The 20,674-nt window shown below is 43.7% G+C and carries 22 protein-coding genes and 1 tRNA gene; 16 read left to right on the forward strand and 7 right to left on the reverse strand.

The features are described 5' to 3' along the window. Positions 1-180, forward strand: a 180-nt coding sequence (locus tag CFE23_RS13415) for a T9SS sorting signal type C domain-containing protein (RefSeq protein WP_291088851.1), incomplete at its 5' end; no start/stop codon positions are given. Positions 181-264: 84 nt separating this feature from the next. Here the strand turns inward: CFE23_RS13415 and CFE23_RS13420 are convergent. The 4 genes from CFE23_RS13420 to CFE23_RS13435 form a co-directional block, all read right to left on the reverse strand. Beyond that, positions 265-1,239, reverse strand: coding sequence for a sugar phosphate isomerase/epimerase family protein (locus CFE23_RS13420; protein ID WP_291088853.1), 975 nt, complete (start codon positions 1,237-1,239; stop codon positions 265-267). Positions 1,240-1,571: 332 nt separating this feature from the next. Beyond that, positions 1,572-2,123 carry a peptide-methionine (R)-S-oxide reductase MsrB gene (gene msrB, locus CFE23_RS13425; protein WP_291088855.1) on the reverse strand — a complete coding sequence of 184 codons (552 nt, stop codon included), beginning with the start codon at positions 2,121-2,123 and terminating at the stop codon, positions 1,572-1,574. Between the two features lie 143 nt (positions 2,124-2,266). Further along, positions 2,267-2,348: transfer RNA gene (locus CFE23_RS13430), tRNA-Leu, on the reverse strand. A 65-nt stretch (positions 2,349-2,413) separates the two neighbouring features. Next, positions 2,414-2,854, reverse strand: a complete 441-nt coding sequence (locus CFE23_RS13435) for an SRPBCC domain-containing protein (RefSeq protein WP_291088857.1) — start codon at positions 2,852-2,854, stop codon at positions 2,414-2,416. Positions 2,855-3,200: 346 nt separating this feature from the next. On the opposite strand from CFE23_RS13435, the gene CFE23_RS13440 reads away from it, so the two are divergent. From CFE23_RS13440 to CFE23_RS13475, 8 genes are all read left to right on the forward strand, one after another. Continuing rightward, positions 3,201-4,355: a 5-(carboxyamino)imidazole ribonucleotide synthase gene (locus tag CFE23_RS13440; RefSeq protein ID WP_291088940.1), complete on the forward strand. Its 1,155-nt coding sequence runs from the start codon at positions 3,201-3,203 to the stop codon at positions 4,353-4,355. A 112-nt stretch (positions 4,356-4,467) separates the two neighbouring features. Beyond that, positions 4,468-4,947 carry a 5-(carboxyamino)imidazole ribonucleotide mutase gene (purE, locus tag CFE23_RS13445; RefSeq protein WP_291088859.1) on the forward strand — a complete coding sequence of 160 codons (480 nt, stop codon included), beginning with the start codon at positions 4,468-4,470 and terminating at the stop codon, positions 4,945-4,947. A 244-nt stretch (positions 4,948-5,191) separates the two neighbouring features. Next, positions 5,192-7,219 (forward strand): M3 family metallopeptidase, encoded by a 2,028-nt coding sequence (locus tag CFE23_RS13450; RefSeq protein ID WP_291088862.1) that lies wholly within the window; start codon positions 5,192-5,194, stop codon positions 7,217-7,219. A gap of 230 nt (positions 7,220-7,449) precedes the next feature. After that, positions 7,450-7,953: a transcriptional regulator gene (locus CFE23_RS13455; protein ID WP_291088864.1), complete on the forward strand. Its 504-nt coding sequence runs from the start codon at positions 7,450-7,452 to the stop codon at positions 7,951-7,953. A 43-nt stretch (positions 7,954-7,996) separates the two neighbouring features. Continuing rightward, on the forward strand, positions 7,997-8,707 hold the full coding sequence (locus CFE23_RS13460) for a DUF2071 domain-containing protein (RefSeq protein WP_291088866.1): 711 nt from the start codon (positions 7,997-7,999) through the stop codon (positions 8,705-8,707). Beyond that, complete coding sequence (locus CFE23_RS13465) at positions 8,704-9,015, forward strand: hypothetical protein (protein ID WP_291088868.1); 312 nt, start codon at positions 8,704-8,706, stop codon at positions 9,013-9,015. Before CFE23_RS13460 ends, CFE23_RS13465 begins: the two co-directional genes overlap by 4 nt. Next, complete coding sequence (locus CFE23_RS13470) at positions 9,008-9,919, forward strand: TIGR01777 family oxidoreductase (RefSeq protein WP_291088870.1); 912 nt, start codon at positions 9,008-9,010, stop codon at positions 9,917-9,919. Before CFE23_RS13465 ends, CFE23_RS13470 begins: the two co-directional genes overlap by 8 nt. Next, positions 9,916-10,425 carry an SRPBCC family protein gene (locus tag CFE23_RS13475; protein WP_291088872.1) on the forward strand — a complete coding sequence of 170 codons (510 nt, stop codon included), beginning with the start codon at positions 9,916-9,918 and terminating at the stop codon, positions 10,423-10,425. The genes CFE23_RS13470 and CFE23_RS13475 overlap by 4 nt, the downstream gene beginning before the upstream one ends. Here CFE23_RS13475 and CFE23_RS13480 read toward each other — a convergent pair. After that, on the reverse strand, positions 10,351-11,178 hold the full coding sequence (locus CFE23_RS13480; RefSeq protein ID WP_291088875.1) for a hypothetical protein: 828 nt from the start codon (positions 11,176-11,178) through the stop codon (positions 10,351-10,353). The two genes, CFE23_RS13475 and CFE23_RS13480, sit on opposite strands and share 75 nt — an antisense overlap. 138 nt (positions 11,179-11,316) lie before the next feature. On the opposite strand from CFE23_RS13480, the gene gcvP reads away from it, so the two are divergent. The 7 genes from gcvP (at position 11,317) to CFE23_RS13515 (ending at position 18,934) form a co-directional block, all read left to right on the forward strand. Continuing rightward, entirely contained in the window at positions 11,317-14,160 is a 2,844-nt protein-coding gene (gene gcvP, locus CFE23_RS13485) for an aminomethyl-transferring glycine dehydrogenase (protein ID WP_291088878.1), read from the forward strand. Between the two features lie 41 nt (positions 14,161-14,201). Further along, the gene (locus CFE23_RS13490) at positions 14,202-14,576 is read left to right on the forward strand and encodes a group III truncated hemoglobin (RefSeq protein WP_291088881.1); all 375 of its coding nucleotides are present in this window, start codon (positions 14,202-14,204) and stop codon (positions 14,574-14,576) included. Positions 14,577-14,676: 100 nt separating this feature from the next. After that, positions 14,677-15,738 carry a 3-oxoacyl-ACP synthase III family protein gene (locus CFE23_RS13495; RefSeq protein WP_291088883.1) on the forward strand — a complete coding sequence of 354 codons (1,062 nt, stop codon included), beginning with the start codon at positions 14,677-14,679 and terminating at the stop codon, positions 15,736-15,738. 140 nt (positions 15,739-15,878) lie between these two features. Further along, on the forward strand, positions 15,879-16,403 hold the full coding sequence (locus tag CFE23_RS13500; RefSeq protein ID WP_291088885.1) for a methyltransferase: 525 nt from the start codon (positions 15,879-15,881) through the stop codon (positions 16,401-16,403). Beyond that, positions 16,403-17,263 (forward strand): glycosyltransferase family 2 protein, encoded by an 861-nt coding sequence (locus CFE23_RS13505; RefSeq protein ID WP_291088888.1) that lies wholly within the window; start codon positions 16,403-16,405, stop codon positions 17,261-17,263. Before CFE23_RS13500 ends, CFE23_RS13505 begins: the two co-directional genes overlap by 1 nt. Positions 17,264-17,423: 160 nt before the next feature. After that, a complete protein-coding gene (locus CFE23_RS13510) occupies positions 17,424-18,170 on the forward strand; it encodes an ABC transporter permease (protein ID WP_291088891.1) in 747 nt (248 codons plus the stop codon). Continuing rightward, entirely contained in the window at positions 18,170-18,934 is a 765-nt protein-coding gene (locus CFE23_RS13515) for an ATP-binding cassette domain-containing protein (protein ID WP_291088894.1), read from the forward strand. The genes CFE23_RS13510 and CFE23_RS13515 overlap by 1 nt, the downstream gene beginning before the upstream one ends. Here the strand turns inward: CFE23_RS13515 and CFE23_RS13520 are convergent. Further along, positions 18,931-19,992: a mannose-1-phosphate guanylyltransferase gene (locus CFE23_RS13520; protein WP_291088897.1), complete on the reverse strand. Its 1,062-nt coding sequence runs from the start codon at positions 19,990-19,992 to the stop codon at positions 18,931-18,933. The two genes, CFE23_RS13515 and CFE23_RS13520, sit on opposite strands and share 4 nt — an antisense overlap. Before the next feature lie 79 nt (positions 19,993-20,071). Beyond that, positions 20,072-20,671, reverse strand: a complete 600-nt coding sequence (locus CFE23_RS13525) for a SprT-like domain-containing protein (protein ID WP_291088901.1) — start codon at positions 20,669-20,671, stop codon at positions 20,072-20,074. Positions 20,672-20,674 lie beyond the last annotated feature (3 nt).

The following is a 20,674-nucleotide window of genomic DNA, read 5'->3' on the forward strand; positions in this document are numbered from 1 at the left end:
GGTAAAGTTGAGATGTCAGGTGTTAAGATCTTTGATATCCGTGGAAGATTGATTTACCAAAGGGATTCGATCAATGCCAATGAAACGGTGTTGAACGACCTAAGGGCGGAGGAGCAGGTGTTGCTTGTCCAGATCACTTCAACAGACAATGAGGTCGTGACCAAGAAAGTGGCTTACTAAGTTTCACTGAAACATAAATAAAAGAAAACCTCCTGAGCAATCAGGAGGTTTTTTAAATATATATTAGACATCCGTATCGTCGAATTATCTTAATTGGGAAGCCGCATGAAGTAAGAGGGCTTTAGTGGCTAAAATGCCGTCTATCTCTCCCAACCGGCTTCCTTCATATTCAACACCTATAAAACTGTTGTAATTTGCATCTTTTACGATTTGAAGCATCGTCCTGTAATCAATAGTTGTTTCATTTCCATCAGCGTCAAAATCGTAAGATTTGGCACTGACGCCTTTTGCAAACGGCATCATTTCGGCGACACCCAGGTAACGGTCGTAGGTTTCAATACAAGGAGAACCCCAACGGTCACCGTCACGCCTTTTGACGCAGAAATTGCCGAAATCAGGCAGGGCGCCACAATTCTTTAAATTAATTGCTTTAAAAACCTGGGTAAGCTTCGAGATGTCAGACGATAGTCCGCCATGGTTTTCAACGATTACATTGATATTAGATTGTGCCGCAAAAGCTGCCAAACGTCCCAAACCATCAACTGATGTCTCTTTCCAAACCGAAAAATCCTTTTCAGCGCCTTCACCAAAAAGGTTCACCCGGATCGAGTGGCATCCAAGTTCCGCGGCGGCATCAATCCATTTCTTATGATTATCAATAGCCAAATCGCGTTCAATTTTAGACAAAGCGGCTAATTCTCCTTCGCCATCCACCATAATTAGCACGTTGCTCATGCCATGGTCTGCGCTTCTCAATTTTAATTCCTTCGCCAAAAGGGCTGCGCCTTTAATGTCATTCCCTTTTTCCAGATCATACAATTGGCTGACGTATTCAAGCCCCTCGAATCCTAAAGATTTTGCATTTACTGCGAAGTCCATTGCGTCCATTGTCCTGTACTCCCGAATGGCACGATGCAACGACCATTGCGCCAATGACAATTTAAAAAACGGCTTGTTTTCTGAAAGCAGGAATGCCAGGACCTCATTGGAAATGAAGTTCATTACTGAAACGGCGAGTGTAAATTGTGCGGCGTTTTTAAGGAAATGACGGCGGTTCATTTTTGGATTTTCCCTTAAAGGTAAGGATTTTCAGCTGTCTGCAAAACCCCAGCCCCGATCGCAGCGGCATCCTTTTTCGGCGGAGCGCAGCGGAGACGGAAAAGATATAGCGGAGAGCGGGAATATGCTCCAAAAAAACAAAAAAAGAAGGGGAAGCCTAAGCTGTCCCCTCCTAACCTAACCAATAACCGAATCATCATGAAAATTTTATCATGCATGATAAAAAATTACAAATTCAGTAAGTATAAGCTTGTAGTGTAAAATTACCCCCTATTTCAGCCTAAATCATTACAGGATTATTCCAGAGTTTTATACTATTTACAGGACAACCGCTACTTTGAATCTGGAACAAAATCAAGTACAATCGAGTTCATACAGTACCGCTTCCCCGTGGGCTCAGGACCGTCGTCGAAGATATGTCCAAGGTGGCCGCCGCATCTGGCGCACAGCACTTCAATTCGTTCCATCCCGATGGAATTGTCGCTTTTATATAAAGTACTGCTTTTGTTGTCCTGCTCATAAAAACTAGGCCAGCCACAGCTGCTGGAAAATTTAGCCGTCGAGCGAAACAATTTGTTGCCACAGGCTGCACAATAGTAGTTACCTTTCTCGTCGGTGTTCCAATACTTTCCGGTAAAGGGGCGCTCGGTATCCGCATTTCGGGAGACTTCATACACGTCTGGCGGCAGCACTTTTTTCCATTCGGCATCGCTAACGTTTAATTTTGCAGTATCTGTATTGGAATAATACGGATTGTCAGGCTTGCTAATTACTTGCGAGCTGGCTTCAGCAGGTTTCGGACTTTCACTTGTTTTTATATTCTGCCCACAAGCGGTCAGGCATATAGGCAAAAGGAGCGCGATGGCAAATAATTTCGTTTTCATAAAATAGATTTACGTCAAATTTACGGTGTTGGTTCGATTGTGGTTGTCAGATACTTTACAAAACATCGGAATTAACATAATTTTATCACCTCTCAATACGATAAACAAAAAAAACGCAACCAAAGTATGATTGCGTTTATGTGTGCCTCAGACTGGACTCGAACCAGCACACCCGAAGGCGCTGCGACCTGAACACAGTGCGTCTACCAATTTCGCCACTGAGGCATTCAGGGATCACAAAAATAAGCTGTTTTTTTTATTGCACAATTTAAAATGCAAATTTTTATGCGTTAAATGGCCTGCGCGAGTTCGCTGATACGCTGCAATGCCACTTCCCACATCATCGCCATATCGTCGTAATAACGCTCGTCAATATCCAACGAAACTGAAAGCCAGGTGTTTCCGTTTTCTTCTGATAGTGCATAGGTTTCTTCACTTCCGGCAATGGCCTTTGCCTTTTCGCTTTCACGATCTTCCACATTGTTCGTGATAATTCCGTCATAGCGAAACGTAATTTTCTCGTAGGGCTTTTTCTCCGCAATGATTCCGGTCAGGCCACTATTTGATCCGTCACTAAATCTGACGCGATGTCCTTCAATCCAGTCTGTCTCTGCAGTGATCCCCTCACCGAAAGATTGGTACCAGTCTTTGATATAGGCCTCTTCAAGCAACACCATCCATACCTTTTCCTTAGGCGCTGTAATTTCTATTGATTTGTGTATTGTTTTCATAAGTTATTTCTAAAGTTGGTTTTTTATTAAATGAAGATACCGCAGCCTTAAAAACGACCGAGGTTTTGCATTTGATAAAATTACAAAATATAGCAGCCGCACAAAATTGCGATTTACGCGATAAGACCTTTTTCAGACCGTACATCTTGATTCTGAAAGTTGGTTTCAAACGCAATTACCTGTAAACAAAGACTTCCCAAAAAGAACCGCAATCGTTAACGATTTGTCGCAACTGTAACCTTATAAGGAATTATATAAATTTTGAAAAATGGAAAGGCGATTTGGCAGGCAAATTCTGCATTTCTTAGTTATCTTTGCCAAACCTGTAAACTGCCAACACAACAACATGGACTATTTTTCTTCAGGCTTTAAACTAGGCATCCTTGGAGGAGGCCAATTGGGTAAAATGCTACTAGCCGAAACCCGTAAATTTGATATCCAAACCTACGTGCTCGACCCTTCTGCGGAAGCACCCGGACGGCTGGCATGCAATCATTTTGAGCAAGGGAACCTGATGGATTTTGATACGGTGTATCATTTCGGGAGCCAGGTCGATGTCCTGACCTTTGAAATCGAACTCGTCAACATCGCCGCCCTTGAACAACTTGAAGCAGACGGCAAGTTGGTTTTTCCTTCACCAAAAACACTGAACCGTATACAGAATAAAGGCATCCAGAAAGATTTTTATACCCAAAATAACATCCCAACCGCAGCATACTCCCGGTTTGAAAATGTGACTCAAATGAAGTCGGCCATAGAAAACAATGAATTATCATTGCCTTTCGTATGGAAATGCACAGAATTTGGCTACGACGGAAACGGCGTTAAAATCATCCGGAAAATCGAAGATTGCGACCTGCTGCCCGATGTAGAATGCATTGCTGAAGAAATGATACCGTTTAAAAACGAACTGGCGGTAATCGTTGTGCGCAGTGCTTCAGGCGAAATCCTTACCTACCCTGTCGTCGAAATGGAATTTCATCCTGAAGCCAATCAGGTAGAGTATGTTATTTGTCCCGCACGCATCGATGACCACGTTGCAAAAAAAGCACGCGAACTGGCGCTAAAGGTTTCCAGGGCGTATGAACATGTGGGTTTACTCGCCGTCGAAATGTTTCAAACGGAATCCGATGAAATTATAGTTAACGAAGTGGCACCGCGGCCACACAACTCCGGACATTATTCTATCGAAGCCAGCTACACTTCCCAATTCGAAAACCACCTTCGTGCAATACTCGACCTGCCATTAGGCAATACGGATAGTAAAGTGGGCGGCATTATGGTCAATCTTGTTGGCGAGGAAGGATACTCCGGTAACGTCGTGTACCAGCATATCGAAACGATATTGGGCTGGCCTGGTGTGACCCCACACATCTACGGTAAGACAGAAACACGTCCGTTCCGGAAAATGGGGCACGTGACCATTGTTAATGAAGATCTTGCCGAAGCGAGAAAGATTGCGCAGAAAGTAAAAAATACGATTAAAGTAATAAGTAACTAATGTCAATTAGATAATTGGATAATAAAATAATGAGATAATGTTCCATAACGTATTTGTTTACGTTTTCTAATTATTTAGTTTTCTGATTTTCTGATTTTCTAATTCAAAAAAAATGAAAGTAGCCATCATCATGGGAAGTATCTCCGACATGCCTGTCATGCAGCATGCGATTGATGTCCTTAAATCTTTTGGGATCGATACGGTTACCGATATTGTATCGGCACACCGGACACCCGAAAAGTTATTTGAATTCAGTAAAAATGCGCACAAAAACGGCATTTCGGTAATCATTGCCGGAGCTGGCGGTGCCGCACACCTACCCGGAATGGTAGCATCGCTGTCACCATTGCCGGTGATTGGCGTTCCCGTAAAATCCAGCAATTCCATCGATGGGTGGGACAGTATCCTTTCCATTTTACAAATGCCCGGTGGCGTCCCGGTAGCCACAGTAGCTTTAGACGGCGCAAAAAATGCGGGGATTCTCGCTGCCCAGATTCTAGGCGCACACGACGCAGTAATATTGGATAAAATTATTGCATATAAAGAAAGCCTGAAAGAAGCAGTCCACAAGTCTGCCGAAGGACTGAAATAAAAAAATGGAAGCCCTCCTCAGGGCTTCCATAAATTTAAAATCTTGAACTACGAAATCTTGTAGGTTTTTTTGATTTGGGGCAAAAAAGGAAAATTTCTGTAATTCGGTTTCTGAAAAAAAATAAAATCTACTCGACAAATATACATAAATAATCGTTGAAATGCATGTTTTTATAAAGTTTAACAAAAAAAGGTTAATTTGTTATAAAAATACAGCTCTTTAAACAAGGTAAATTTCCAATAAAATGAAGAACATTTCTTATCCATTTGATACTCCGCACCATACCGCGCCATTTTCAAAAATCAAAACAGCACATTACAAACCCGCTTTCGAGGATGCCATCGAAGCCGCCAGACATGAAATTGATGCGATCGTTGCGAATCCGGAGCTGCCAACCTTCAAAAATACTATTGAAGCATTGGATTTTTCCGGCGAAGCACTCGATCGGATTTCCAATATTTTTTTCAACCTGAATTCGGCAGAAACAAATGACGAAATCCAGCAAATCGCGCAGGAAGTTTCACCACTGCTGACCGCTTTCGGAAATGATATCACTTTAAACGAGGAACTGTTCAAAAAAATCAAATTCATCCACGATCAAAAAGATACGCTCAACCTCAACACGGAGCAGGCAACCCTACTCGATAAAAAATTCAAGGGCTTTTCAAGAAACGGCGCTTTGTTGTCCGAAGATAAAAAAGCAAAACTTCGCGAAATCGACAGCGAGTTGGCTTCAATCAAACTGACATTCGGTGAAAATGTACTCGCTGAAACCCACGATTACGCCCTGCATATCACGAATCCTGAGGATCTCAAAGGCCTGCCTGAAGGAGCTATTGAAGCCGCAAAACAACTCGCCGAATCACGAAACCACGAAGGCTGGATTTTTACACTGGATACCCCAAGCTACCTGCCATTCGTAACTTATGCCGACAACCGCGAACTGCGCAAACAAATTGCCATTGCCGCAGGCAGGAAAGCCTTCCGGAATAATGATTTCGACAATAGCAAAAACACCCTGCGCATTGCACAATTGCGCCACGAACGCGCCAACCTGCTGGGTTATAAAACCCATGCCGATTTTGTGCTCGAAGAACGGATGGCGCAAACGCCTGAAAAAGTGAAATCGTTCCTCAATGAATTATTGGCCAAAGCCAAACCTGCCGCAACACGCGAATTCACACAACTTTCCAATTTCGCCAAAGAACTTCACGGCATTGACACACTTGAGAAATGGGACAGCGCTTACTATGCTGAGAAACTAAAACAACAGCTTTTCAACCTTGACGACGAGCAGCTAAAGCCCTATTTCAAACTCCAAAATGTGCTTGACGGCGCCTTTCAGGTCGCAAACAAGTTGTTCGGCCTGACGTTTCACGAGGTATCAACCATCGATAAATACCATGAAGAGGTACAAACGTTTGAGGTCACGGATGAAAATGGGAACCTCACCGCAATTTTCTACGCCGACTTCTTCCCGCGCAAAGGAAAACGCAATGGTGCCTGGATGACCTCGTACAAATCACAATCGATCAAAAACGGCGTCAACGAACGTCCGCACGTTTCCATCGTATGCAACTTCACAAAGCCTACTGCCACAAAACCGTCACTGCTGACCTTTAATGAAGTGACGACGCTTTTTCACGAATTCGGGCATGCGCTGCATGGTATGTTGGCCAACACAACCTACCCAAGCCTCTCAGGTACGAGCGTATACTGGGACTTCGTCGAATTGCCAAGCCAGGTCATGGAAAACTGGTGTTATGAACCAGAAGCTTTGGCGATTTTTGCAAGGCATTATGAAACCGGAGCAGTCATTCCGCAGGAATATGTAAACAAAATACGTGAAAGCGCGAGCTTCCTCGAGGGCATGGCCACAATGCGCCAACTCAGTTTTGGGCTGCTCGACATGGCATTCCACAGCGCCGATCCTTCCGGGATTAGCGATATTAAAGCTTTTGAAAAATCAGCGTTTGAAAACACAACCTTGTTTCCGGACGTAGCAGAAAACTGCATGAGCGTGTCTTTTTCCCACATTTTCAACGGCGGCTACTCCTCGGGCTACTACAGCTACAAATGGGCTGAAGTACTCGACGCCGATGCGTTTGCCTATTTCAATGAAAATGGCATTTTTAACCGTGAAATCGCCGATAAATTTAAAGACAACATCTTGTCCAAAGGCGGCACCGAACATCCGATGACACTCTACAAACGCTTCCGTGGGCAGGAACCTTCGCCCGATGCCTTACTGAAACGCGCTGGATTATTATAAGACACCAAACCGAAGTTCGCTTCGGTTTTTTTTATGGCGTTGCCTCCGGCCCGGGCTATTGCTGCAATCTTTTTTATTTTGCACGCTTCACCACCGTTGAGGCGCCTACCGAAAAATAAAAAAGGATTTCCGCGCTATCCCTAACGCGGTTCGAAGCCATAGGAAACAATCTATAAAAATTAACTTTCATTTATTATTGAAACTTTGAAAACATTCCTTATCTTTACAGCATGGAATTCGGAAAAGCAAAGAATAAATTCATCCAAACCTGGGGCGCATTAGGTTCCCAATGGGGCATTAACAAAACCATGGCGCAAATTCATGCCTTGTTGATGATTTCTCCCGAGGCGGTTTCTATGGAGGACATCATGCATGAATTGCAGATTTCCCGGGGCAACGCGAGCATGAACATCCGCGCGCTGATGGACTGGGGCATCGTTTTTAAGGAATACAAACAAGGCGAGCGCCGCGAATATTACATCGCCGAAAAAGACCTTGACGAACTCGCTGTGAAGATTTCGCGGGAACGCAGTAAAAGGGAAATCAAGCCCGCCCTGAAAGTCCTAAAAGAAGTTTCTTCCCACGAGCCCAACAATTCCCCTGAGCAGATCCATTTTGTGGACCAAACCGGCAAACTCTATGATTTTGTCTTAAAAGCCGACAACATGCTGGATAAAGTCACTGAAATCAAGGACAATTGGATTGGACGTCTGGTATTAAAATTAATGAAGTAAAAAAATTTCCTTAAATGTTTCACTTTTTTTTGAAAGTTTAAAAATGAGTTTCTTAAAAGCCGCCTGGAAAAACCTGGGCATCATCAACTACGAAATCGACCCCGCCATTCTGGAACCATATGTTCCCAAAGGCACTACATTGGATTTTTGGAACGGAAAATGTTACGTCAGCGTTATCGGCTTCCTGTTTGCCGATGTTCGGATTCTAGGTATAAAATTTCCGTACCACGTCAACTTTGAAGAAGTGAATCTCCGGTTTTATGTGAAACGCACGGAAAAAGGAAAAGACAAACGCGGTGTCGTGTTCATCAAGGAAATCGTACCCAAGCCCGCCATTTCAATCGTCGCCAACCTGCTTTACAATGAGCATTACGAAACGTTGAAAATGAGCCATTCTTTTGCCGAAACAGCCGACAACTACATTTTTACATACAACTGGTTTCCGAAAAAACAGGCCAACACGATCCGATTTGAAATGAAAAAAGAGCCCATCGCCATTCCGGAAGGCTCCGAAGCAGAATTCATCACGGAGCATTATTTCGGCTATACAAAAGTCAACGGAGACAAGACATTTGAATATGAGGTAACACATCCGCGCTGGCAACAGTATGAGGTCACAGACTACGGCCTGGAAGTAGACTTTGAGCAGAATTATGGCAAGGCCTTCTCTTTCCTTAAAAACCAAAAACCGATATCGGTGATGGTTGCCAAAGGTTCCACCATTACTATAGAACGCAAAAAAACGATTGTATGAGAACGCTCAGGATTGCAAACAGTATCGCTATTGGTATCCCGTTATTATTGTGCCTGCTGGGTTTTGTAGACGAGGATTTTTTTATCATTGGGATGATTTCCAGCGTGCTTACCGGATTTCTACAGCTGCTTATTGGTATTCTTTACCTATTTGACTACCCAAAATCAATCGCGATAAAAGTATATTTTATTGCAACCGCAAGCTTTTTTCTACTTTGGCGCTGTACTTCGTTTGAGTGGATTTGGATACTCCCTGTTTTGCTTTGTATTTATCTCTCTGCAATTATTTACACGACAAAAAATGGCTAAATTAATCATCGCCGCAGGAACCGGTTTCTTAGGCAAGGTGCTCATCGACCACTTCAGCAAAACATTTGACGAAATTGTAATCCTGACGAGAGGCGAAACCAAATCGGGCGGGAATGTTCAGTTTATTACCTGGGATGCCAAAACGCTTTCTGGCTGGGAAAAGGCGCTCGAAAATGCAGACGTCCTGATAAACCTTGCGGGAAAGTCAGTGGACTGCCGCTACACAGAGAGCAACAAACGAGAGATTCTCGCTTCGAGGATTGACAGCACACAAATATTAAACGAGGCTGTTTTACAATGTGTCAATCCCCCAAAACACTGGCTAAACTCGTCCACCTCCACCATATACCGCCATTCTGAGGACAAACAAATGACTGAAGCAGGTGGAGAAATCGGCGATGACTTTTCCATGAATGTGGCAAAGGCGTGGGAAAAAGCTTTTTTTGAAACTGAAACACCACTAACGCTAAAAACGGCCCTGCGCACGTCAATTGTTCTCGGCAAAGAAGGCGGGGCTTTTGTGCCCTTAAAAAAACTCGCCAGGCTGGGATTTGGCGGAAAACAGGGTTCAGGTGATCAATTCATCAGCTGGATTCATGAAACGGACTTTGCACGCGCCATCGGGTTTACCATCGCCCACGAAATTACCGGCGTCGTCAATATCGTTTCGCCCCAACCCATCCGAAACAAACATTTCATGGAAGCATTGCGTAAAAGTCTTGGCGTAAAAGCAGGCATTCCAATTGGAAAACAGTTGCTGGAATTTGGCGCGAAGATTATCGGGACGGAAACCGAATTGGTCTTAAAAAGCCGAAATGTCATTCCGGAGCGGCTACTCCAACACGGATTTCATTTTGAATTTGGAAATATTGCAAAAGCACTTGAAAACCTCAACAGCAAATGACAACCATTAAACTGGATACGATAATCAATGCCCCAATGGCATTGGTTTTCGACATTTCCCGGGATCTGGACATCCACTTAAAATCCACCCAACAAACTCAGGAAAAAATCATCGCGGGAAAATCATCCGGGCTGATTGCACTAAACGAAACGGTAACCTGGAAAGCCAAACATTTCGGCTTTTGGCTGACGCATCAAAGCCGCATTACCGAAATGCAGTTCCCGTTGTATTTTGTAGACGAAATGGAAAAAGGGAATTTCAAATCCTTCCGACACGAGCATGCGTTTACTGAAAAAAATGGCCTGGTAATCATGTCTGACCGTTTGCAGTATGAAACGCCGTATGGCATTTTCGGCAAATTATTTGATCGGCTCTTGCTCAAAAAATACCTCACGAATTTCATTAGCAGGCGAAATGTCCTTCTTAAACAACTATCCGAACAACAGCACCAAAATCCACCAGAAAACAGGAATGGATTCCACCCAGAACGCAGTATAATATCTTGATTTCCTTTCGTTTGCAAAGGCAAGAAAAACCGCAGTGACCACAACCATGACCAGGTTGATGTAAAGTTGTGAAATATCAGGCTGGGAACGCAGGAATTCCAGAAAATAGAACGGCATCAGTAAAATCAAGCCAAGCATTTTTGTCTTCTTTACGCCAATCTTTTGTGGAACAGTCTGCAAATGGGGATCGTCCTTTGACAGATCAATGATTTCAAAAATCAAAATCAAAGCAAAAACAAGGATCAAACGCTGTACAAACTTGAGATAAACGTCAACATGAAGAAAACTTCCGAGGCCTGGATCAGCATTCAACACGGGCATAATCACCGTCACTCCGGCCCAACAGAAGGATACAATATAAATTTTTATCCCGGCCCAGTTTCTCGCATTGCTTCGGTTAGGAAAAAAAGGCAAGGTGTAAAGCAGGGTTAGCAACACAAAAACCATTGAGACTAGTTGCGCCACCTTTTCGAGGTGGAGAAAAAACCAGCCGGAAGCGAAAAGCGAGATGATGCTCAATAACATAACCAGCCTGATCCTGATACCGGGTTCTTTTTCCCCCGTTCTCGCCAAGGCATCGTATTTTACAAAATTATATCCGGCAATGGTTCCAAAAAAAACAAACAAAACGATTGGATGTGACAGGCTAAAATGAAACATATGAAGGGTCATCAATACCAAAGCCGCGCAGGATAGTGCCACATGCAAACTCGCCTGCAGGTAAAAATCAAAAAGACGCTTCAAAACCTTCATTAAACAAAATTAACCAAAGTGTTAATAAGAACGGGATTTAGTTGAAAAATTACCAAAAATGAGGTTTCCGAATCCCAATTTATTACAGGATTATATTTATTTTTACGCTCTTAAATTTACACAACTTAAATTACGATAATGAGAACAGATGCATTCGCTTTAAGACACATCGGGCCAAGGGAAAATGATCTTCCCGAAATGCTAAAAGCCATTGGTGCCGCCGATATGGACCAGTTGATTTACGAAACAATCCCAAATGATATCCGCCTTAAAGCACCACTTGATCTTGAGCCGGCGATGACCGAATATGAGTTCCTGAACCACATCCGGAAATTGGGCACGAAAAATAAAGTATTCAGTTCTTACATCGGATTAGGATACCATGCTGCCATCGTGCCGGCTGTCATTCAAAGGAACATTTTTGAAAACCCAGGTTGGTATACTGCCTACACGCCATACCAGGCCGAAATTGCACAGGGCAGGCTCGAAGCCATCCTTAATTATCAAACCGTGGTGATTGAACTTACCGGGATGGAAATTGCCAATGCATCGCTGCTTGACGAAAGTACCGCTGCTGCAGAAGCGATGGCGCTGCTTTTCGATGTCAGAACCAGGGATCAAAAGAAAAACAATTCAAACAAATTCTTTGTTTCAGAGGAAATATTACCGCAGACACTCTCTGTTTTGCAAACCAGGTCTACGCCAATCGGCATCGAATTGGTCGTCGGGAATCATGAAACGTTTGACTTTTCATCTGATTTCTTCGGCGCGATGCTGCAATATCCGGGCAAGCACGGGCAAATTCACGATTATGCCGGTTTTATTGCCAAAGCCAAACAAAATGAAATAAAAACAGCGGTTGCCGCAGATATATTAAGCCTTGTAAAACTTGTTTCTCCCGGAGAAATGGGTGCAGATGTCGTTGTCGGCACCACGCAGCGTTTCGGAATACCCTTGGGTTATGGCGGACCACACGCCGCCTTTTTCGCAACGAAAGAGGAATACAAACGAAGCATGCCGGGAAGAATCATCGGCGTGACACAGGATGCCAATGGAAACCGTGCGCTTCGCATGGCTTTGCAAACCAGAGAGCAACATATCAAACGCGATAAGGCCACCTCAAATATTTGTACTGCTCAGGTGCTTTTGGCTGTCATGGCGGGAATGTATGCGGTGTACCATGGCCCGAAAGGATTAAAATACATCGCAGAAAAAGTACATGCTTCGGCAGTTACGACTGCGGAAGCGCTGAATAAACTGGGCGTTTATCAAACCAATTCCGCTTTCTTTGATACCATCATGCTAAAAGCAGATGCACAGAAAGTAAAAGCAATTGCCGAAAGACAGGAAGTTAATTTCTACTATCCGGATCTTGAAACGGTACAAATTGCTTTCAACGAAACCACCTCATCGGAAAACATCAACAAAATCATCCGCATTTTTGCCGAGGCAACTGGAAAGGATGCAGTTGAAATTACTGAACTCGAAAGCCACAATAGTTTCGGAGACCACATGGAACGGAAATCAACGTTCCTGCAGCATGATGTGTTTAACTCTTATCATTCCGAATCCGCTTTAATGCGTTACATCAAAAAACTCGAGCGAAAAGATTTATCACTGAACCATTCGATGATTTCGTTGGGTTCATGCACAATGAAACTCAATGCTGCAGCTGAAATGCTTCCGCTAAGCATGGGCATCTGGAACAATATCCATCCATTTGCACCGCTTGATCAGGCCGAAGGATACCAAATCATGCTTAAGAAATTGGAGCAACAACTAAATGTTGTTACAGGTTTCGCGGGAACAACTTTACAGCCGAACTCAGGGGCGCAGGGTGAATATGCCGGACTGATGGTGATTCGCGCGTACCATCTGTCACGTGGCGACGATCATCGAAACGTTTGCCTGATTCCTTCGTCTGCACACGGAACAAATCCAGCTTCTGCAGCGATGGCGGGAATGACAATCGTGGTGACAAAAACCCTTGAAAACGGAAATGTGGATGTGGAAGATCTTCGTGCTAAAGCGATTGAACACAAAGACAATCTTTCCTGCCTGATGGTAACCTATCCTTCGACACACGGTGTTTACGAAAGCGCCATCAGGGAAATTACGCAAATCATACATGACAATGGCGGCCAGGTGTATATGGACGGTGCCAACATGAACGCCCAGGTTGGCCTTACCAATCCGGCGACGATTGGGGCTGATGTTTGCCACCTGAACCTACACAAGACATTTGCTATTCCGCACGGCGGCGGTGGACCAGGTGTTGGTCCAATATGTGTAGCATCACACTTGGTTCCGTTTTTACCTACAAACCCTGTCATTCCAACTGGAGGGAACAATCCAATTACGGCCATTTCGGCGGCACCCTGGGGATCAGCATTGGTTTGCCTGATCTCTTATGGATACATCTGCATGCTTGGCGCTGAAGGTTTGACCAACGCGACAAAATATGCGATCCTAAATGCAAATTACATCAAAACGAAACTGGAAGAACATTATCCTATTCTTTACACGGGTGAGTGCAACCGCGCAGCGCATGAAATGATCCTCGATTGTCGTTCGTTCAAACAAAACGGCATTGAAGTGAGTGACATCGCGAAACGCCTTATGGATTATGGATTCCACGCCCCTACAGTTTCTTTTCCCGTAGCCGGAACGTTGATGGTTGAGCCTACGGAAAGTGAGGATTTGTCAGAGTTGGATCGTTTTTGTGACGCGATGATTTCGATCAGGAAAGAGATTGAAGCAAGCAAAGCTGATGACCATAATAATGTACTCAAAAATGCACCCCATACCTTGGCGATGCTGACTTCTGATGCGTGGACAATGCCCTACACCAGAGAACAGGCAGCATTCCCATTAGAGTACATTGCTGAAAATAAATTTTGGCCAAGCGTGCGACGCGTCGATGATGCTTTTGGTGACAGAAACCTAATCTGTTCCTGTGCACCGATTGAAGCTTATATGTAAAATTAACTTAAAGTCCCGTTTACCACGGGACTTTTCTTTTCATGGAAGACATCAAAACACGGGCTGACTTGGAACTCATCATGGACCGTTTCTACACTAGTATCCTTAAAAACCCTGAAATCAACCACTTTTTTGACGACGTTGTGAAAGTTGGTCTTGAAAAACACCTACCGGTAATTGTAGACTTTTGGGAGCAAATGATTTTAAAGACGGGAAATTATAAAAGTAATGTGTTTGAAATTCATCGGAAGATCAATGAGCGCCTGCCTTTTAATAAAAATCACTTTTCGATATGGCTGGATAACCTTAACAGAACGATCGATTTCCATTTTAAAGGCAATAACGCTGAGAAAATGAAAACGTCTGCATTATCAATTGCAACAATTATGCAATTAAAACTGGATAAGAGAAATTAATCATATCCAAAAGACAAAAAGACCTCATTTTTGGCAATATGAATCGGCATTTTGGTATCAAACCGCATTATTATGTAAATTAGCAAAAATTTGATTTGTGATGGCAGTAAAGATAACAGGAGTAGGCAGTTTCATCCCTGAAAATGAAATCAGGAACACAGATTTCGGCAACCATGAATTTCTCGATACCGATGGTTCCCCACTAACCCAGGCCAATGAAATTATCATTGAAAAATTCCGTGATATTACAGGAATTACTGCACGCCGCTATGCTGACGATGGTATAATGAGTTCGGACATGGCATTTTATGCCTCAAAAAGAGCGATTGAAAATTCAGGTATCGATCCCGAAACATTGGATTACATCATTTTAGCACACAATTTTGGTGACGTTAAAAAAGGCGCCATCCAATCTGACATCCTCCCAAGCCTCGCCAGCCGTGTGAAGCAAAAACTTGGGATCAGGAATCCGAAATGTGTCGCCTATGACATTCTTTTCGGATGTCCGGGCTGGGTTGAAGGAATGATACAGGCCTACGCATTCATCAGGGCAGGGATGGCACAAAAATGCCTCGTTATCGGATCAGAAACACTATCGAGGGTTGTCGACCTCCATGACAGGGACTCCATGATTTATTCTGATGGAGCCGGAGCTACGGTAGTAGAATTTTCAGAAAACGAGGATGACGGTATACTCGCATACGAAAGTGCGACCTATGCTCTAGACGAAGCGGGCTATTTATTTTTTGGAAATTCCTACAACCAGGAACTTGATAAGGACGTCCGTTATATCAAAATGCATGGACGGAAAATATATGAGTTTGCGATCAGCCAGGTACCGAAAGCCATGAAAGCCTGCGTGGACAAAAGTGGTATCGACATCGACAATATTAAAAAAATCCTGATTCACCAGGCAAACGAAAAAATGGATGAAGCGATTATCCATCGTTTTTATAAGCTATATGGCAAGACGCCACCGGACAAAATTATGCCGATGAGTATCCACACCCTTGGGAACAGCAGTGTGGCGACTGTACCAACGCTTTTTGACTTATTGACCTCGGGCCGTATTGAGGACCAGACGCTGCAAAAAGGCGATGTGATCATGTTTGCTTCCGTGGGCGCCGGAATGAACATTAATGCGATTGTGTATCGTTATTGACGATGCAGCGCCGCTCCAACTTTCCCCGGCTGTCTTAAAATACTACAACTGATTTACGTTGATCGGGATTTATACGAGGTTGGAAAATGATTAATCTTGCTATCTTTGCGGTCTGGCGTTCCGCCTCATAAATAACGACCATGTACGAAAAGACATTTCCCGAAAAACGTTTCAATCGCACGCTTGCGTTCCTAAAGAAGCACATTTCAAATTCAGAAACCATATTGGACCTGGGTGTTGAAAATCCGTTTTCTAAAATCATGAAAAAAGAAGGTTTCAAAGTTTCCAACACGGGTGGCGAAGACATTGACCTTGACCAGTCTTCCATTGCCGCCTCGCCTGCCGAAGTGGTTACCGCTTTCGAAATTTTTGAACATTTGCTAAATCCATTCACGGTTTTAAATTCTGTAAAAGCCGACAAATTATTTATTTCAATCCCAATGCGATTATGGTTTTCCCCCGCGTATCGCAGCAAAACGGATATGTGGGACAGGCATTACCACGAATTTGAAGACTGGCAGCTTGATTGGCTCCTCGAGAAAACAGGATGGAAAATTGTGGATCGGGAAAAATGGACGAATCCGGTTAAGAAAATTGGGATCAGGCCATTATTGCGCCGGTTTACAAACCGTTACTATATTGTTTACGCGGAAAGGGTTAAATAATGAAATACTACGTCGTCATTCCCGCCCACAACGAAGAAGCTTTCATTGGCCTAACGCTCGAATCAATCCTGGCGCAAACCATTTTACCGAAGAAAGTAGTCGTGGTAAATGACAACTCAATTGATCAAACTCCGGAAATCGTTTCCCGCTTTGCTGAACAGTACCCCTTTATTACGCTTGTGAATTCTGTATCCGATGCCGTCCACCTTCCCGGAAGCAAAGTAATCCGTGCCTTTGAAAAGGGATACGAAACCCTGAATGAAAATTACGATATCATTGTAAAGCTTGATGCTGATTTGATTTTGCCTGAAAATTATTTCGAGATGGTTATTGCTGCTTTTGAATCCGATCCAAAAGTCGGGATGACTGGAGGATTCGCCTACATCGAAAGAAACGGCGAATGGATTTTGGAAAACCTGACCGATAAAGACCACATCCGTGGCGCCTTTAAAGCCTACAGAAAAGAGTGCTTTCTTCAGATTGGGAAATTGAAACCCGCGATGGGCTGGGATACCGTTGATGAATTGCTTGCAAAATTCTATGGATGGAAAGTCGTGACCAATACGTCGCTTAAGGTAAAACACCTGAAGCCGACCGGCGCCAATTACAATAAAGCAGCGCGATACAAGCAGGGAGAGGCGTTCTATACACTTGGTTACGGTTTCCTGATTACTGCCATTGCTTCGGCAAAGCTGGCGGTGATGAAAAAGAAACCGCTGTTATTCGTAGATTATATTATGGGATTCATGAAAGCGAAAACCGCCGGAAAGCCATTGCTCATAACACCGGAACAGGCCAGATTTATCCGCCGGTACCGACTGGACAAGATGCGCCAGAAATTGTCCGGCAAAGCTACCTGACGTCAATTTACGGGGATCCGCGCGAGGGATCGCAGCAAGCTGCCGTGCAGCGCGGAGAGCCCGACCCGAAGGGGCGCGCCCAAAATTTTATAACGAAAAAGTTGTTAAGCCCAACGGGAAACTGTAAACTAATCCTTATTTTAGCCTATATTTAAAACGCATGATGCTCGTCCGTTATTTATCGCAAATGGGGAGGTATTTCCTGATGATCAAGGAAATCTTCAACAAACCCACCAAATGGTCTGTCATGAGAGGCCTTATTTTTAAGGAAATCGATGACCTGATTATCGGTTCGCTCGGGATTGTAGCATTTATTTCCTTTTTTGTGGGCGGCGTAGTGGCGATCCAAACCGCATTGAACCTGACCAATCCATTGATTCCGAAATATCTTATAGGCTTTGCGACGAGGCAATCCATCATTCTGGAATTTGCCCCAACATTTATCTCGATTATTATGGCAGGTAAAGTGGGTTCGTTCATTACTTCCAGCATTGGAACGATGCGCGTGACAGAGCAGATCGATGCACTTGAGGTAATGGGCGTCAATGCATTGAATTATCTCGTTTTCCCTAAACTAATCGCTTTATTACTGTATCCGTTTGTAATTGGTATTGCGATGTTCCTGGGGATTCTTGGCGGATTTGTTGCGAGTGTTTATGGAGGTTTTGGCAACAGCACGGACTTCGTATCCGGTATTCAAAATGATTTTATCCCGTTTCATATTACTTACGCGTTTATAAAGACTTTCATTTTTGCTTTATTGCTTGCCACGATCCCTTCGTTTCATGGATTTTATATGAAGGGTGGTGCGCTCGAAGTGGGTAAGGCGAGTACGGTGTCCTTTGTTTGGACCTCTGTGACAATCATCCTTGTGAATTACATTTTAACCCAATTACTGTTAACCTGATGATTGAAGTAAACGACGTTAAGAAAGCATTTGGCGAAAGCCAGGTTTTGAAGGGGATTTCAACTGTTTTTGAAACCGGGAAGACCAACCTGATCATTGGACAAAGCGGATCCGGAAAAACGGTATTGCTCAAATCGCTTTTGGGAATTTTTTCGCCGGATTCGGGCACTATTTCTTTTGATGGACGGATTTATGCCGACTTATCAAAAGATGAGAAACGGGAGCTCCGTACAGAAATCGGGATGGTATTTCAGGGCAGTGCATTGTTTGATTCCATGACCGTGGCTGAAAATGTCGCGTTTCCGTTGCGGATGTTTACAAAAAATACGCGGGCGCAAATCAAGGAGCGCGTTGATTTTGTATTACAGCGTGTGAATCTGGTAGAAGCTCATAGAAAGTTGCCTTCAGAGATTTCCGGTGGTATGCAAAAACGTGTTGCCATTGCACGCGCGATTGTAAACAACCCAAAATATTTGTTTTGTGACGAGCCGAATTCCGGGCTGGACCCTAATACGTCTATCCTCATTGATAACCTGATTCAGGAAATCACAAAAGAATACAACATCACCACGGTCATTAACACACACGACATGAACTCGGTGATGGAAATTGGAGAAAACATTGTCTTCCTTAAAAATGGCCTTAAAGCGTGGCAAGGTTCAAAGGAAGAAATTTTCCGTACAGACAACCAGGCGGTGACTGATTTTGTTTATTCTTCCAATCTTTTCAAAAAGGTGCGTGAAGCCTACCTCAAAGGCGATTAATCCGCCTTTATTTTCGCAACAATCGCCTTAATATCCTGCTCCTTCCCTTTGGGATAAATGAGCAATACATCCTTGCGGTCTACAATAATATAGTCGTCCAGGCCGTCGATGACAATCAATTTTTGGTTATCCGTGCGAATAATATTGTTTGAGGCATTCTCGAGCACTACTTTTGCGTTTACGACCGCGTTGTTAAAACTGTCTTTGGGAAGCTTTTCGTGCAAAGATCCCCAGGTACCGAGATCGTTCCAATCAAAAGAAGCTGGCAATACATACACATTGTCGGCATTTTCCATCACGGCATAATCAATCGATATATTCTCTGCCGCGGAATAATTCTCATTGATAAATCCAATCTCGTCAGCTGTATTATAGTTTTCGTAGCCTTGCATGAAGTGTGCGTACATCTTCGGCTGAAACTCATGAAACGCGGCCAGCACCGTTTTAACGCTCCAGATGAATATGCCGCCGTTCCATAGGAAATTGCCGCTATCAAGAAAAGATTTTGCGGTGTCATAGTCCGGCTTTTCACGGAATTGCTTTACTTTTTTTATTGGATCGCCGTTCGTTTTGTCGTATTCGATGTAGCCGTAACCGGTGTTCGGAAATGTGGGTTTGATTCCGAGGGTCATCAACGCGTTATTCGATGCACAGAAATTGAAGCAGGTTTTCAAATCATCCAAAAAGGCGTCCTCGTCCTCAATCCAGTGGTCACTTGGCGCAACAACGACCAACGCCTCCTCGTTTTTCTTTCGGATTTTCAATGAAGCATACAGAATACACGGCGCTGTATTTCGCATCGCCGGCTCCAGCAGCACTTGTTCCTGCTTCACTTCGGGAAGTTGGTCGAGCACAATCTGATTGTATTTCTCGTTTGTTAGAATGTAGATGTTTTCCGCAGGAATTAACTTTGAAAGCCTGCTGAATGTCTTTTGGATTAATGTTTCCCCTGAGCCCAGCATGTCATGAAACTGCTTTGGAAATTCGGTGGTGCTGACAGGCCAGAATCTTGAACCCACTCCGCCTGCCATTAAAATGGCGTAGTAATCTTTATTCATGTTATTTGGTAAAACGCTAAGGTAATAAGAATTTCAAATGTTCCGTTCAGAAATTTCAACGGCTTTTTTATAATTTAAGCTATCCCGGAATTAATTCGACTTCCGCATTGGGATTAAAGAGATAAATCTTTCCCGTTTTGATTTCAAGGCATTCATAACGCTTGGTACGTAACGCAATTTTTTTAAATATCTTGCCATTATGAATCCGGAAAACGCTTCCATATGGCAGTTCAAAAACATAGTTCTTGTCGTTTTCAGCGTCAAACTGCTTTAATGCCAGGGAAAGGGTAGCATCAGTATCACTGCTGGCAGATGGATTTCTAAAATGCCTTGCGAGCAGTGGAAGCAACTGTCCAGGGAAAATCTCAGGCCTGATAAATGGCACCATCATCCGCTGGAAAGTATATTTCCATTCATTCCCATGAGGTTTGATATTGCGTCCAAATTTCTCAAATGCCACCAGATGGGAAATCTCGTGTATTAGTGTAATCAGGAATCGGTATTTGTTGAGGCTCGCATTCACCGTAATCTCATGTTTTCCACCTATACCCTTCCGATAATCACCATGACGTGTGACGCGTTCGTTTACGATTTTCAGATGCACCTGATTGGCGACGATGAGTTCAAAAACTGGCGTTACAGCATGTTCCGGAATGTATCTGGCTAAAGTTTCATTCATAGA

The organism is Flavobacterium sp. BFFFF1 (assembly GCF_002256285.1).
GTDB lineage: Bacteria > Bacteroidota > Bacteroidia > Flavobacteriales > Flavobacteriaceae > Flavobacterium.